Source organism: Morganella sp. Je.2.23 (assembly GCF_051129855.1).
In the GTDB taxonomy this organism is placed as follows: domain Bacteria; phylum Pseudomonadota; class Gammaproteobacteria; order Enterobacterales; family Enterobacteriaceae; genus Morganella; species Morganella sibonii.
Map to the genome: position 1 here is coordinate 927,747 of NZ_JBCPSQ010000001.1, position 15,594 is coordinate 943,340.

Annotated in this window: 14 protein-coding genes and 1 pseudogene; 10 read left to right on the top strand and 5 right to left on the bottom strand. The window is 46.9% G+C overall.

All coding sequences use genetic code 11. From position 1 onward, the window contains the following. Window positions 1–87: 87 nt before the first annotated feature. Window positions 88–873 carry a zinc ABC transporter permease subunit ZnuB gene (znuB, locus tag AAZR23_RS04470; RefSeq protein ID WP_434690779.1) on the bottom strand — a complete coding sequence of 262 codons (786 nt, stop codon included), beginning with the start codon at window positions 871–873 and terminating at the stop codon, window positions 88–90. Beyond that, entirely contained in the window at window positions 866–1,675 is an 810-nt protein-coding gene (gene znuC / locus AAZR23_RS04475) for a zinc ABC transporter ATP-binding protein ZnuC (RefSeq protein WP_434690782.1), read from the bottom strand. The genes znuB and znuC overlap by 8 nt, the downstream gene beginning before the upstream one ends. Before the next feature lie 76 nt (window positions 1,676–1,751). On the opposite strand from znuC, the gene znuA reads away from it, so the two are divergent. The 3 genes from znuA (at window position 1,752) to lpxM (ending at window position 5,198) form a co-directional block, all read left to right on the top strand. Then, entirely contained in the window at window positions 1,752–2,663 is a 912-nt protein-coding gene (znuA, locus tag AAZR23_RS04480) for a zinc ABC transporter substrate-binding protein ZnuA (RefSeq protein ID WP_046892209.1), read from the top strand. 25 nt (window positions 2,664–2,688) lie between these two features. Further along, window positions 2,689–4,059 (top strand): murein DD-endopeptidase MepM, encoded by a 1,371-nt coding sequence (gene mepM / locus AAZR23_RS04485; RefSeq protein ID WP_218428385.1) that lies wholly within the window; start codon window positions 2,689–2,691, stop codon window positions 4,057–4,059. A gap of 158 nt (window positions 4,060–4,217) precedes the next feature. After that, the gene (gene lpxM, locus AAZR23_RS04490; RefSeq protein ID WP_166707712.1) at window positions 4,218–5,198 is read left to right on the top strand and encodes a lauroyl-Kdo(2)-lipid IV(A) myristoyltransferase; all 981 of its coding nucleotides are present in this window, start codon (window positions 4,218–4,220) and stop codon (window positions 5,196–5,198) included. Between the two features lie 95 nt (window positions 5,199–5,293). Here the strand turns inward: lpxM and AAZR23_RS04495 are convergent. After that, window positions 5,294–5,517: pseudogene (locus AAZR23_RS04495) on the bottom strand (tyrosine-type recombinase/integrase); the annotation flags it as partial. Window positions 5,518–5,603: 86 nt separating this feature from the next. Between AAZR23_RS04495 and AAZR23_RS04500 the strand changes: the two are divergent. From AAZR23_RS04500 to AAZR23_RS04510, 3 genes are all read left to right on the top strand, one after another. Beyond that, window positions 5,604–5,852 carry a hypothetical protein gene (locus tag AAZR23_RS04500; RefSeq protein WP_434690786.1) on the top strand — a complete coding sequence of 83 codons (249 nt, stop codon included), beginning with the start codon at window positions 5,604–5,606 and terminating at the stop codon, window positions 5,850–5,852. A 53-nt stretch (window positions 5,853–5,905) separates the two neighbouring features. Continuing rightward, on the top strand, window positions 5,906–7,249 hold the full coding sequence (locus AAZR23_RS04505) for a Shedu immune nuclease family protein (RefSeq protein ID WP_434690789.1): 1,344 nt from the start codon (window positions 5,906–5,908) through the stop codon (window positions 7,247–7,249). Window positions 7,250–7,933: 684 nt separating this feature from the next. Beyond that, complete coding sequence (locus AAZR23_RS04510) at window positions 7,934–8,248, top strand: hypothetical protein (RefSeq protein WP_434690791.1); 315 nt, start codon at window positions 7,934–7,936, stop codon at window positions 8,246–8,248. Window positions 8,249–8,480: 232 nt separating this feature from the next. Here AAZR23_RS04510 and pyk read toward each other — a convergent pair whose 3' ends face one another. Beyond that, on the bottom strand, window positions 8,481–9,923 hold the full coding sequence (gene pyk, locus AAZR23_RS04515) for a pyruvate kinase (protein ID WP_166707715.1): 1,443 nt from the start codon (window positions 9,921–9,923) through the stop codon (window positions 8,481–8,483). Between the two features lie 253 nt (window positions 9,924–10,176). Continuing rightward, window positions 10,177–11,025: a MurR/RpiR family transcriptional regulator gene (locus tag AAZR23_RS04520; RefSeq protein WP_046892205.1), complete on the bottom strand. Its 849-nt coding sequence runs from the start codon at window positions 11,023–11,025 to the stop codon at window positions 10,177–10,179. A 330-nt stretch (window positions 11,026–11,355) separates the two neighbouring features. Between AAZR23_RS04520 and zwf the strand changes: the two genes are divergently transcribed. From zwf to AAZR23_RS04540, 4 genes are all read left to right on the top strand, one after another. Continuing rightward, window positions 11,356–12,831, top strand: a complete 1,476-nt coding sequence (gene zwf, locus AAZR23_RS04525) for a glucose-6-phosphate dehydrogenase (RefSeq protein WP_046892204.1) — start codon at window positions 11,356–11,358, stop codon at window positions 12,829–12,831. Window positions 12,832–13,339: 508 nt separating this feature from the next. Further along, window positions 13,340–13,729 carry a multidrug/spermidine efflux SMR transporter subunit MdtJ gene (mdtJ, locus tag AAZR23_RS04530; protein WP_166707717.1) on the top strand — a complete coding sequence of 130 codons (390 nt, stop codon included), beginning with the start codon at window positions 13,340–13,342 and terminating at the stop codon, window positions 13,727–13,729. Window position 13,730: 1 nt separating this feature from the next. Next, window positions 13,731–14,063, top strand: coding sequence for a multidrug/spermidine efflux SMR transporter subunit MdtI (mdtI, locus tag AAZR23_RS04535; RefSeq protein WP_166707718.1), 333 nt, complete (start codon window positions 13,731–13,733; stop codon window positions 14,061–14,063). A gap of 324 nt (window positions 14,064–14,387) precedes the next feature. Then, window positions 14,388–15,587: a PfkB family carbohydrate kinase gene (locus tag AAZR23_RS04540; RefSeq protein WP_434690798.1), complete on the top strand. Its 1,200-nt coding sequence runs from the start codon at window positions 14,388–14,390 to the stop codon at window positions 15,585–15,587. Window positions 15,588–15,594 lie beyond the last annotated feature (7 nt).

Consider the following 15,594-nt stretch of genomic DNA (forward strand, 5'->3'; position numbering starts at 1 on the left):
ATAGTGTAATAACACGGCATGACAAAAAGTAAAAAGCCCTGAAAATCAGGGCTTTTTGTGTATATGCAATTAACGCTGTATATACAATTAATTATGTGGTTTCACCAGCAGGCTGAGAATAAAGCAGCAGGCGGCACACAGCACCACGGACGGTCCTGCCGGGGTGTCATAAAAGGCGGAGAAGGTTAATCCGCCGGTGATGGAAACCATCCCGGTGATAACCGCACCCGCAGCCATCTGTTCCGGTGTCCGTGCAAAGCGGCGGGCGGCGGCGGCAGGAATAATCAGCAGAGAGGTGATAATCAGCGCACCGACAAACTTCATGGCAAGGCCGATAGTCAGCGCGGTAACCAGCATCAGCATCATCCGCAGTCTGCCGGGATTGATACCGTCGACAAACGCCAGCTCCGGGCTGATTGTCAGCGAGAGCAGATTACGCCACTGCCACATCAGCAACCCGGTAACAATCGTGACACCCACTGCAATCGGCAGCAGATCTTCGTAAGTTACCGAGAGCAGATCACCGAACAGATACGCCATCAGATCAACCCGCACATTCGACATCAGGCTGACCACCACCAGGCCGAGAGACAGCGCACTATGCGCCATAATACCCAGCAATGTATCCACCGCCAACTGCGGACGGCGTTCCAGCCAGACCAGCAGCATCGCCAGTATCAGCGTCACTACAATTACCGCATAAAACGGACTGACATTCAGCAGCAGACCAAACGCGACCCCGAGCAGCGAGGCGTGTGCCAGGGTATCCCCGAAATAGGACATCCGCCGCCAGACCACAAAAGAGCCGAGCGGACCGGCTGCTATCGCCAGCAGTATCCCGGCAAGCCAGCCCGGTAACAGTAATTCAATCATGGCGGCACTCCGGGGCGGGTTTTACAGAGGTATCTGCCGGGGCATGATTCCCGCAGCAGGGGGCAGACGGCGACAATACCGCACTGCCGTTTTCATGGCTGTGATTGTGATGATGACGATACACGCCGATCTGTGTCGCGGCACGGGTGCCGAACATGGCCGTGAATTCCGGATGAGCAGCCACGATATCCGGCTCACCGGAGCAGCAGATATGGCGGTTGATACACAGCACGGTATCTGTTTTTGCCATCACCAGATGCAGATCATGGGAAACCATCAGTACCGCGCAGTTAAGCTCATCGCGCAGGCGGGTGATCAAATCATACAGTGCCACCTGACCGTTGACATCCACGCCCTGAGTCGGCTCATCCAGCACCAGCAACTGCGGCCGGACGAGCAGGGCGCGGGCCAGCAGTACGCGCTGCATTTCACCGCCGGACAGACGCTGCATCGGTTTTGCGGTCAGATGTGCGGCATTGACCCGCTCAAGTGCCGCCAGACACTCATCTTTGCCGGCACCGCGTTTCAGCTGCAGAAAACGGATGACCGTCAGCGGCATTGTCGGGTCAAGATAGAGTTTTTGCGGCACATAACCGACCGTCAGCCCCGGCGCGCGGGTAACGGTGCCGGAAGTCGGTTCGGTAAGACCGAGAACCACGCGGACAATGGTGGATTTTCCCGCGCCGTTCGGCCCGAGAAGGGTGATAATTTTGCCCGGGGATAGTGTAAATGAAATGTCCTCCAGTACCGTATTCGTACCGAAAGCGACAGAAACATCATTTACCGCGATAAGTGTTGACATAACAAATTATTATCTTGCAGAATGAATGAAACGTTATAATATAACATTCTCACCATCATGTCACGGAGTTTCCATTATGTCGCACCCATCACGGCACGGAATAAAAACAGCGTTTATTGCTACTTTTTTGAGTCTGGCCGCACAAACCGCCAGCGCAGATGTGTTAACATCAGTACGTCCTGTCGGGTTAATTACCGCTGCAATTGCAGACGGTGTCACGGACACACAGATTTTACTGCCGGATGGCGCATCTCCGCATGATTATGCACTCAAACCCTCTGATCTGAAAAAAATCCGGTCAGCGGATTTGGTTGTCTGGGTCGGGCCGGAGCTGGAAACCTTCCTGCAAAAGCCGCTTTCAGCTGTTCCGGAGCAAAAACAGGTTGTTATCAGTGAACTTGAGTCGGTCAGACCATTATTGCTGAAAAACGATGAAGATGATGCTCACGATGAGGACGGTCATCACCACCACGGAGAGTACAATATGCACCTGTGGATGTCGCCGGATATTGCCCGGCAGACCGCCCAGGCAGTGTATAATAAACTCCTGGTGAGTTATCCGGATAAAAAATCTGTGCTGGACGTAAACCTGCGTAAATTCAATGGACAACTTACTGAAACTGAGAAGAATATTGCTCAGCAGCTGGCACCGGTGAAAACACACGGGTATTTTGTTTTTCATGACGCCTATGGTTATTTTGAAAAACGTTTTGATCTTTCGCCTTCCGGGCACTTTACGGTCAACCCTGAAATTCAGCCGGGTGCGCAGACACTCAATAACATCAGATTAAAGCTGGCTGAGCAAAACGCCTTGTGTGTGTTTGCTGAGCCGCAGTTCAGGCCGGCAGTCATAAAAGCGGTGGCCAAAGGGACGAACGCGAAAATGGGCGTCCTTGACCCGCTGGGCAGCGGAATTGCAGTGGATCGTGACGGTTATACTAATTTCCTGTCACGGTTATCAGCACAGTACGCATCCTGCCTGGAGTAATAAATAAGGAACAGAACGCGTGCAATTGCAGCAACTGGCAAAATCCGCCGTTCTGGTATACAACCAGTTACCCAAAGCACATCGGATGATGCTGGGGATGTTAACTGCCGCAACACTGGGTGTCGCTGTCTGGCACCCGTTTGCTGTATACCATGAGCGGACTGCTGATACTGAACAATATATAGAACTCGATTATGCGCCGCCGGCGGATGCTGCTGTCACGCAGACAGAAACCGGCACGGACACTGATACCGACGATATTATCACCGACAGCAGTGATCAGCTGCCGGATGAAGGTCTTGCCAAAGAATCTGATGATATCGATGAATCCTCCCCGACCGATACCGTTATCCCGACCTCACTTGAATACACGGTTGCCAGTGGCGACAGCCTGTCTGCTATCTTGACCCAATACGGGATAGACGCTTCTGATGTGGCATTATTATCCAATCAGTATAAAGGGTTACGTAACCTGCAAATCGGGCAGACCCTTGCCTGGGAACTGAATGAAGACGGTGAACTGAAATCCCTGAGCTGGGCGGTGAACCGCCGTGAAACCCGCACTTATGCCCGCAGCGGCAACGGCTTCAAAGAAACCAAAGAGATGCGCGAAGGGGAATGGCAGACTAAACGCCTGACCGGCAAAGTCAGCGGCAGCCTGAATGCCAGTGCGTCAAAAGCGGGACTGACCCGCAGTGAAGTCCGTGATATTTCCAAGGCGTTACAGTGGCAGGTTGATGTCCGTAAAGTGAAAAATGGTGATCGTTTCACGGTGCTGACGTCCCGTGAAATGCTCGACGGTAAACAGGAACAGAGCCAGATGCTGGCGGTACGCCTGCATACTAACGGACGAGATTATTATGCATTCCGTGCAGAAGACGGCCGTTTTTATGATGCCAAAGGTGATGGCCTGGAGCGCGGGTTCCTGCGTTTCCCGACAACAAGACAATTTCGTGTTTCCTCACACTTTAATCCGCGTCGTGTAAACCCGGTTACCGGGCGTGTTGCGCCGCATAAAGGGGTCGATTTCGCGATGCCGGTCGGCACACCGGTACTGGCTGTCGGTGACGGCGAAGTGGTTGTGGCGAAATACAGCGGGGCTGCGGGAAATTTCGTGGCTATCCGTCACGGACGCCAGTTTACCACCCGCTATATGCACATGCGCAAACTGCTGGTCAAACCGGGTCAGAAAGTGAAACGCGGTGATAAAGTCGGGTTATCCGGTAACACCGGCCGCTCAACCGGACCGCATCTGCACTTTGAAGTCTGGAACGGACAGCAGGCGGTGAACCCGCTGACCGCAAAACTGCCGCGTTCAGGCGGTCTGACCGGCAAAGATCGCACCGGTTATCTGGCGCTGGTCAAACAATACCGTCCTCAGCTGACACTTGATTAATCCTCTCATTTCGCCGGACGGGTATGAAGAAACCCGTCCGGCGCATTTTCAGAATGCAGAATTTTAATGTACTTCTGAGTTCAGATAATCAATAATAATAGATCACAATATCTATAATATCATGATAAATAAGCTTAATTTAATACTGGTATCCCTCTGTGTATAAAGAAAATGATACAGACAGCAAAGCGGGCTATATCCCGACATTTCACCGCCACTACCTGCACCCGAAATACTGGGGTATGTGGGTTGCGGCAGGCGCACTGGCCGGTCTGAGCTACCTGCCGGTTAAATTACGTGACCCGATGCTGGCCGGTGTGGGCCGGATTGCCGGACGTTTTGCCAAAGGCGGACGCCGCCGGGCACTGATCAATCTGTATTACTGTTTCCCGGATATGCCGAAAGCGGAGCGGGAAAGGATCACGGATGAGATGTTTGCCAGTGCACCGCACGCTTTTGTGATGCTGGCGGAATTGTGTCTGCGCAATCCGCAGCGGGTGATTTCCCGCACGCAGGTTCACGGGCAGGACATTATTGACGGGTTACAGGCAGAAGGGCGCAATATCATCTTTATGGTGCCGCACGGCTGGGCGATTGATTTACCGGCGATGCTGTTTGCCGCGCAGGGAAATAAAGTGGCGGGCATGTTCCACCACCAGAAAAACCCGGTGGCGGATTACCTGTGGAATAAAGCGCGGGTTCACTTCGGCGGTCGTCTGCATTCACGTGAAGCGGGTATCAAACCGTTTATCGCCAGCGTACGTAATGGTTACAGCGGCTACTATCTGCCGGATCAGGATCACGGTGAAGAGCACAGTGAGTTTGTCCCGTTCTTCAGCACCTATAAAGCCACACTGCCTGCTATCGGCCGGCTGATGAAAGTCTGTAAAGCGGCAATTGTCCCGCTGTTTCCGGTGTACGATCATAAAAATCACCAGTTCCATATCCACGTCCGCCCGCCGATGGATGATATTGACGGACAGGACGACCCGTATATCGCCCGCCGCATGAACGAAGAAGTGGAAGCGTTGGTACGTCCGAATATAGAACAATACACCTGGATTCTGAAACTGCTGAAAACCCGCAAAGACGGCGAAGAAGAGCCGTATAAAATCTATAAACACAAAGAATTGCCCTGAGACGGGGCAATTTTTTGGCCTGATTACATCGGGGTTTGTAATAAAATCATAATGTTATCAGTACTCTTTTGAGAGCCACACAGTGCCGTAATTAGCTATAGCGTGGTCACTGTGTGGACACTTTCTGTCAGATCCCGCATCCTCCTTTCAACGGATTGAACATAACCGCATCCTGCAAAAAGTAAGGCGCAAAGTGCGCATAGGTCATCGTCTGGCTGAGGCTTGAATGACCAAGTAACCGCTGCAATGTGATAATGCTCCCTCCGTTCATCATGAAGTGCGTTGCGAAAGAATGTCTCAGAACATGGGTTGCCTGTCCTGCCGTATAATGCGTTTCCGAAAAGCCATTACGGCGAAAATCAGTTGGATATGTTCTCAGGAAGCATATAACAGGGAATCAGAATTATGTTTATTGAAGAAAATGGAACACGATATGAAATTATCACGGGGAGTGATGTTGTCAGAGACGGAATGTACCTTGAACTGAGGTTACCGGATATATCTCCTGTAAAGCAATTGGCAGAGATATTTTATTCAGATGTGACTCATGAATTTTCTATCAGTATTTTTGCGGATAACTTGCCGTTATCGATTATTGAGATACTTGTTGCGAAAGCCAAAGTTTTACTTCCGCTAAAAAAGCCTCTTAATTAAAGGGGATACTACGGTTTTCACTGGCAGTACACCATTAAATCTAGCATTCTACGTTGAGCGAGAAGTGGAATAAATCTTTACACAAAGATAAAAATTATCAAAAATGGTTCTATGAGTCTGAGCGGGATATTTATAATAAATTTGGTTTATGGTCTATTTTAGCTCTGGAGAGAGAAATGATTGATTTCATAACTACTAATACAGGGATTGTATTTAAATACGATCCAGAATCAACAATTAGATCTTGGGTTTGGCATGAATTAGAAACCCATTCAACTGTAAAAATTTCTAAAGTTTTTTATTTTGATATTAGCGATTTACTCGATCATCCGTCCCCTGATCAAGACTGGGGTAATTATATTTATGAGTTTCAATTTGGGACTTTTAATGGTGATTATATTGTTATCCCAGGTTGTGTTTTAAATATTAAAAATGATTTGTATATAAGTAAAAATATCAATCTTAGTCGAAAATTTTTTGCTGCTGAGCGTAATGTTTCTATTTTTGGTCGACTTTCACGTATATTGAATCATAGTAATCCAATTTTTATTGGTGGAGATGCTACAGAGGCAATCCCTTTTAATGTTTTCAGTGAACTATTAAGTAAATTCCCCAACTCATATGAAGTGGATAGATATGCTGATGCTAGAGTACATATAATTCTTGAGCAATATTTGGACGGCATGAAAGATGCCAGAGGGCTCTACGAAGCGTATCTCAATAAAATAGCATCAACGACAGCAAGTAGTCTAGATTTAAAAACTATCAATGAACTAGAAATAAAAAAATATGCTTTAATTAGAGATGTTATTGAGAATGCTTTAAGTTCGAAAAAGGATTGCTCCGAAAAAGATTGGCAAAAACTGATGGTGCAATTCCTTCTTCTTTTATTTCCAAAGTATATTCTTGTTATTGAAAATATTACAATCCATGATTACTATAGCAATCTGGGTCAGAAAACAAATCGATACATAGATATAGGTTTGATTGATTCTAGCGGTAATTTAGATATTATTGAAATTAAAAGGCCATTTGACGATGAGATTTTACGCAGGACAGAGTATAGAGGAAATAGCATACCAACGTCAGTACTAAGTGGTAGTATCATGCAAGCTGAAAAATATCTCTTCCATTTATCAAAATGGGGAATAAAAGGTGAAGATAACCTTACAAAAAAATATGGGAATAGGCTACCCCCAGGGATGAGTATTCATATTTCTAACCCCAAAGCTATCATCATTGTTGGACGTGACCAGATTGGCAATGGAAATATGACAGAAAATCAAAAACTCGATTTCGAAATTATCAAGCGAAAGTATACCAAGATGATGGACATCATTACCTACGATGACCTCTTGAGACGGCTTAGCCGTACAATTTCAGCACTTAAAAACTAAGAGACTTTTGAGAAAGAAATACCTTAGTTACATTTATAAACGTTCGCTCTTGGCACAGCTCTGCCTGTCAGATTAGGTTTAGACCTGCCATAGCTGTGCAGTCAAAGCCAAGTGGCGTTTATAAGCCCTTACTTGCCCCAATGGCGTTTGCTTGGAAAATAAAACTCCTGAGAAGAGGGATTGGATTACATAAAAATATCAAATGTGGTCACTGTGTGGACACTTTCAGTCAGATCCCGTATCCGTCTTTTAACGGACTAAAGATAAAAACGAGTCAAACACCTGCGGCGAAATAGCTGAATGCATTGACGGTATTTGTTCCGGAGTGGTGAATGAAACGTCAATAGTCTGGATCAGATCCAAAAAATAGAAAATTATCCCTGAAAAATTGGGTCGTACAGACATCGGGAAAAAGCATGGGGAATAAAAATGACCAGTAAGAAATTAATCATAGATGGGGTGGTAAAGCTTATTATATTATCTTCTATTTCCATGTTAGTTACAGGATGCTTTAGCAGAGGAACATTCAGGAGCAACCTTGAAAATTATACAGGTACAGATGTATCAACTATTTATCTGCATGATATTGCTACAAAAACTTAAATATCTCTTTCATTCTATCAATTCAATGAAAAAAAACAGTGTTTTGAAATATTTAAGGAAAAACAACTAACGACGGTTGGTATGGGTTCTCATCGTACTGGTGGAATTATTAAATTCACCATTGAGCCCAATTTATTTTATGCTGCAAAATCAATGACGTATAATTATAATAGAACTCATATTACGTCTAGCGCATTTATACCGAGACCTAATAAAAATTATTATGTTGGTTCTGGTTCTGGTACTGTTGTTGAATTACCTGATTCACCCAAAAATGATTATTTGGATAAATTTATTGATATTAATATTGATTTTTCTAAAGATAAGACCAGAGCAGAAATATGGAATATTAAAGAAAAAACATGCACTAATATATTTGGTACTCATGAAATATAAGTAACTTTAAGAAAGACCTGATTTAATCAGACGGTATTTGGTAATGGTTTTTTGCAGACAGTTTATTATTATCGATTATTGAAATCTTTATTATGGAGGTGTGGCAAGGTTGCTAAAGTTAAATGCAGAGCATGACTCTTCACTTAAATTTAAAGTCTCATGGATACAAGGCATTAAAACAAAAAAAACCGCCTGTCACCAGACAGGCGGTTTCAGTTTTGTCTGAAGAAAATTACTTCACTTCAAGAATACGGCTGGTATTGGTGCTGCCGACCAGGCCCATCTGGTCGCCCTGGGTGACCATAACCAGGTCGCCGGTGCACAGATAGCCTTTTTCTTTCAGGCGGCTGATAGCTTCAGTGACCGCAGCCAGGCCATCGGTGTGGGTGCTGCAGAATACCGGGGTGACACCTCGGTACAGTGAGCACTGGTTCAGGGTTTTTTCGTGGCGGGACATCGCAAAAATCGGCAGGCCGGAGCTGATGCGGGACATCATACGCGCGGTACGGCCGGATTCGGTCATGGCAATAATCGCTTTCACGCCGTTGAGGTGGTTTGCCGCGTACATGGTGGACATCGCGATTGCTTCTTCCGGATTGTCGAAGGTCATATCCAGGCGGTGTTTGGAGATATTCACATTCGGCATTTTCTCCGCACCCAGACAAACCCGCGCCATCGCTTCCACGGTTTCAGCAGGATACTGACCGGCAGCGGTTTCTGCAGAGAGCATCACCGCATCGGTACCGTCGAGCACGGCGTTTGCCACGTCCATGACTTCCGCACGGGTCGGCATCGGATTAGTGATCATAGATTCCATCATCTGGGTTGCTGTGATCACGACACGATTCAGTTGACGACTACGACGAATCAGCTTTTTCTGGACGCCGACCAGCTCCGGATCACCGATTTCCACACCGAGGTCACCACGTGCAACCATCACCACATCAGATGCGAGAATGATTTCATCCATAACCTGGTCAGTGGCGACGGCTTCTGCGCGTTCCACTTTGGAGACAATCATTGCCTCACAACCGGCATCGCGGGCGAGACGGCGGGCGTAGTGCAGATCTTCCGCGCTGCGCGGGAAGGAAACTGCAAGGTAATCAACATTAATACGGGCGGCTGTTTTGATATCTTCTTTATCTTTTTCTGTCAGCGCGTCGGCAGACAATCCGCCGCCGAGTTTGTTGATACCTTTATTATTGGACAGCAAACCACCGACGGTGACTTCTGTCATGATTTTGGTGCCTTTAACATCCAGGACTTTCAGCTGCACGCGGCCATCATCGAGTAACAGGATGTCATCTGCCACCACATCTTCCGGCAGCTTTTTATAGTCGATCCCGACGTGTTCACTGGTGCCTTCGCCTTTGCCCAGTTCCGCATCCAGAACAAATTTATCACCGACATTCAGCAGGACTTTATTATCTTTAAAGGTGGACACACGGATTTTCGGTCCCTGGAGATCACCAAGGATAGCGACCTGAACGCCGAGGCGGGCAGCGATTTCACGGACTTTATTCGCACGTTCAACGTGATCTTCCGGGCTGCCGTGAGAAAAGTTCATACGAACCACATTGGCACCGGCACGGATGATTTTTTCAAGGTTGTTATCGCGATCGGTGGCGGGACCCAGGGTCGTTACGATTTTCGTTCTTCTGAGGCGTATTGACATAAATTACTCCGTTGACCTGAATAAGGTGAAATGGTGTTGATAAAAAACTCCCCGCCGGGAAAATCCGTCCCGGCAGGAAAGTGTAAAATCGATTCACTCCTGTCTGATTATCGCGTATTTAAAATAAAAATCGAGTCAGCAAACGCAAAACAGTGAGTCAGACGTTATCCTACCATCCGTTATGTTACTAATTCGTGATGGTCATTACACCCGGCAGCAGTAAATGTGTCAAATTGACACAAATGGTTAAAAATCAACGGAGTTTGTCGATGCGGGAGTCTTTCAGGGCTTCTTTGACCCGGCGCAGGTTATCGCGGAATTTAGGGCCGCGGCGCAGGGTAAAACCGGTGGCAAGCACATCAATAATGGTCAGCTGCGCCAGGCGGGAGATCATCGGCATATAAATATCCGTGTCTTCCGGCACATTGAGAATGATGGTCAGTGAGGCTTCCGCAGCGAGCGGAGAGTTCTCGGAGGTGATGGCGATCACGGTGGCATCGTTTTCGCGGGCGATACGGGCTATCTCAACCAGGTTTTTGGTCCGGCCGGTATGAGAAATCAATACCACTACATCTCCCTCGGTACTGTTGATACAGCTCATGCGCTGCATCACCACGTCGTCAGAATAAATTACCGGGATATTGAAACGGAAAAACTTATTCATTGCGTCATGCGCTACTGCGGCAGAGGCACCCAGGCCGAAAAAAGCGATTTTCCGTGCCTGAGTCAGGCAATCCACGGCGCGGTTGATGGTCAGCATATCGAGGGTGCTTCTGACCGCATCCAGGCCGGCCATGGCGGATTCAAAGATTTTACCGGTGTATGCCTCAACCGAATCATTTTCGTCCACATTGCGGCTGACATACGGCGTGCCGTTTGCCAGGCTTTGCGCCAGCAGCAGTTTAAAATCAGGAAAGCCTTTGGTATCCAGGCGGCGGCAGAACCGGTTAACGGTCGGTTCGCTGACATCCGCCATTTTGGCCAGTGTGGCTATGCTGGAATGAATAGCTATCTGCGGTGCGCCGAGGATCGTCTCTGCAACTTTTTTTTCCGATTTACTCAGGTAATCCAGACTGTTACGGAGCCGGTCTAAAATATTCATGCCATCGTGCCTTTTATATTGATCTGTGTGACACACCGGCCACCTTCATTTTTTGAAAATATACTACGTAAGTCACGGTGATACAGAGGGGAAATCCCCCTGAAAGCGGCTTTTTTTTGAAAGTTTGACCGGTGTCTGATTTTCATTTCAGTAAGTTTGCATCAAAAAAGTAATTAAATTACAAAATTGCACCCGGAAAGCGCTGCCGCACAAGCCTGTCAGAATGTGCGGTGGCCCGCATTTATGTTTACTGGCCGGGCGCAAACGAGTACATTATTCGTTATCTCTGTAACAAAATTACAATCCCACAGCCACGAGGAGAGGTTTTCTATGGCGCTGACAGCAACGGCTCCCGCTTGTGATTTGGTCATTTTCGGTACCAAAGGCGACCTCGCACGCCGCAAGTTACTCCCGTCTTTATATCAGCTTGAAAAAGCAGGTAATATTCATCCGGACACCCGGATTATCGGTGCAGGCCGGGCGGACTGGTCCCGTGAGGAGTATCAGAAATTTGTTGAAGATGCTTTCAATACCTTCCTCAACGAAGAATTAGATCCGGAGTTATGGGATCGATTCAGTGCACGTCTGCTGTTCTGTAATCTCGATGTGAATGAGACATCTCATTTCAAAAGCCTCGCCAATATTATTGCGGAAAACAAAAATACCGCTGTCTATTATTTCGCCATGCCGCCGGGAACGTTCAGCGCCATGTGCAAAGGGCTGGGCGAAGCGCATCTGAACAAAGAGCCGAGCCGCGTGGTGATGGAGAAACCTCTGGGTAATGATCTGGCTTCATCGCAGGCGATCAATACCGAAGTGGCGAAATATTTTAAAGAGAGCCAGATTTACCGTATCGACCATTATCTCGGTAAAGAAACCGTCCTGAACCTGCTGGCGCTGCGCTTTGCCAACTCCCTGTTTGTGAATAACTGGGATAACCGCACCATCGACCACGTCCAGATCACCGTGGCGGAGGAAGTGGGGATTGAGGGGCGCTGGGGTTACTTTGATAAAGCGGGGCAGATGCGGGATATGGTGCAGAGCCATCTGCTGCAAATTCTGACCATGATTGCCATGTCACCGCCGGATGATCTGACCAGCGACCGTATCCGCGATGAGAAAGTCAAAGTGCTGCGCTCGCTGCGGACGATTGATATTACGAATGTCCGCGAAAAAACAGTGCGCGGGCAGTATACCGGCGGGTTTGTTCACGGTGAAAAAGTGCCGGGTTATCTGGATGAAGAGGGCGCAAATACCGTCAGCCAGACAGAAACCTTCGTTGCTATCCGTGCTGATATAGACGACTGGCGCTGGTCAGGCGTGCCGTTCTATCTGCGTACCGGAAAGCGGATGCCGTCGAAATGTTCGGAAGTGGTGGTTTATTTCAAACAGCCGTCCCTGAATATTTTCAACGAAACCTATCAGCATCTGCCGCCGAATAAGCTGACTATCCGTCTGCAGCCGGATGAGGGTATTGATATCGAAGTGCTGAACAAAGCCCCGGGACTGGATCACAAACACCGCCTGCAAACCACCAAACTGGATCTGAGTTTCTCGGAGACGTTTAACCAGACGCATATTGCGGATGCTTATGAGCGTCTGCTGCTGGAAGCCATGCGCGGTATTCAGGCGCTGTTTGTCCGTCGTGATGAGGTAGAGGAAGCCTGGAAATGGGTGGATTCTATTATGCACGCATGGGCGCTGGATAATGAACCACCGAAACCGTATCAGGCAGGCAGCTGGGGGCCAATCGCATCTATCGCTATGATGGCCCGTGACGGTCACGCCTGGAACGAAGTGGAATAATTATCCATCTGCGGTATCAATAAAGGTAGTTAACCGGTTCAATATTTGCGTAATTATGACCATCTTCTGAATAAGAAGGTGGTCATTTTTTATAACTGTCTAAAAAATAAAATTATTTACTTAAAAATACCGCACGGCACCATTGCTGAAAACGGTTACTTGTGCTAAAAATAATATGAATATTAATAACCGGAGGATTCTTTCATTGTTGTCACCCTGTCCGGGGACAGACAAAAGAATAAGACATCATGCAAAGCGACAGTAGTAGCAGGATTAAAATCCGACGTTCTACCCATGTACTTTTCCTTTCCGCTATCGTATCAAGCGAACACTACTGGTACGGCGAGTTATAGCTATTTCTCTTTTCGTCTGACGAACCAAGCGCACCTGCGTTTTTGGTCACATCGTTACATTTAACGTTTTCGTTTCGCGATAAACGCACTCAGTCACGCAAACTTTCTGTTTTGTGCTGATGACCTGTATGCGTTGTCCATCAGGAGAAATAACTATGATTTACTGGATGTTTTTAGGCTTAGCCATTATTACCGAGGTGATCGGTACCTTGTCGATGAAATACGCGAGTGTTTCCGGCGGCAGCGCGGGAATGATTGTGATGTATATCATGATTGCCTCCTCTTATATTCTGCTCTCCATGGCGGTGAAAAAAGTTGCTCTCGGAGTGGCTTATGCGCTGTGGGAAGGGATTGGTATCCTCTTCATTACCGCTTTCAGTGTAATGTGGTTCCATGAATCACTGTCACCACTGAAACTGGGTGGTCTGACGCTGTTAATTGCCGGGATCACGCTGATTAAATACGGCACCAAAAAAGTACAGAAAAAACAGCCTGCAGCCAAACCGGTTCGTACGCCGCTGAATGAGATGCTGAAAGGGGCGTAATATGTTACCGACATTTGAATGGTGGCACGGGGCATTTTTGCTGCTGGCCGTGGTACTGGAAATTCTGGCGAATATCCTGCTCAAAATGTCAAACGGCTTTAAACGTCCGTGGCTGGGTATTTTATCGCTGCTGGCGGTATTAGGCGCGTTCAGTTGTCTGGCACTGGCTGTCCGCGGTATCGAACTTTCTGTTGCGTATGCGCTGTGGGGGGCATTCGGTATTGTGGCAACCGTGGCCGCAGGCTGGATTTTGTTTAACCAGCGCCTGAATTACAAAGGCTGGGGCGGGATTATTCTGCTTCTGCTGGGAATGGTGATGATTAAGTTTGCCTGATTGTCACCGGCAATTAAGGATCCGCACGGCGATCCTGTTGTTATCTGAATCCGGAAATACATCTGTATTTCCGGATTTTTTATGTCAGTAAAAAATTACACCTTTTCAGACATCTTCAGTCATACTGTCAGATACGTATAATCACGTATCCATATCCTCATAACCAGATATACAGATTAATTTTCATTTCACTATTTATTTTACGGTTAAATTGTCAGGCTCTGATAAAAACGGACAGCAAATTGTCCGAATCCGGACAATAAACGTGACAGTGCAGACAGAATTATCGGGAGAAAACACTAATCTAAAAAAATGAGGAACTGTATGAAGAAAAAAAACAGTCTTGCCTTTATCCGGAATAAATTAATTAAAGATAATGTTGTTTATGTAAAAGAACTCAGTGCACTGCTGCATGTTTCAGAAAGAACAGTAAGGCGCTATATCGGTGAATTACAATTATCAGGTGTGGCAACCAAGTTTCATGGTGGTGTTAAATTACAGAAAAACAATCCGGAAGAGGTTATAAACAGAACAGTTAATGAAGCCAGGGTTTTTAATGTTGAATCTGTAAGTCAGGATAAGAGGAAGATAAATGAAAATAAATGCCTGTTATATATCCTCGGGTCTTTTAATTTAGATGTGGTTACTGAAGTTGAACGATTTCCGTCTGTCGGCGAGACAGTCAGGGCAATATCAACCCGTTTTTATCCGGGAGGTAAAGGGACTAATCAGGCTATTGCAGCATCGGAACTAAACAGTCATGTACATCTTTTTGTTAAAGTGGGCGATGATGCATTCGGTACGGATGCGGAAAAATACTTCAGTTCCACTAAGATAGGGTCATATACCTTAATTAAGGATATTAAAACAAAAACCGGCAGCGCATTGGTGATGGTTGAAAGCCTTACCGGTAATAACAGCATTATTATTGATCAGGGGGCCAATGCCACGATAACGAAATCAGAAATATTATCAGATATTAACAACCTGAAGTCTGCAAAAATATTTCTTACTCAGCTTGAGAATAATATGGATATTACTCTTTTTGCTGTTGAGATGGCAAAAATGTGTGGTTGCTATGTCATTATTAATCCGGCGCCATATTCACAGGATATTATTCCGTATTTATCCTCGGTAGATTTATTAATACCTAACGGGACAGAAGCGGAACTTATATCAGGTATTAAAATCAGTAATCTGTATTCTGCAGAACAGGCTATAAGAGTGATACATGCTCTGGGCGTGAAAGAGATCATTATGACGCTTGGTGATAACGGTGCGCTGTATTTCAACGGTTCGGTGATGAAACATTACAACGCGATAAATGCGTCTGTGGTTGATACCAGCGGCGCCGGTGATGCTTTCACGGGGGCGCTGGCAGCCAGACTGGTCGAAGGCCGGAATATGGATGAGGCGGTGAAATTTGCAGTCGCGTACGCATCGCTGGCGGTTGAAAAAAAAGGTGCGTCGTCTATGCCGTCCGGGAGCAGTGTTGAAGTCAGACTGAAAAAGGAATGTATGTAAAGGAATA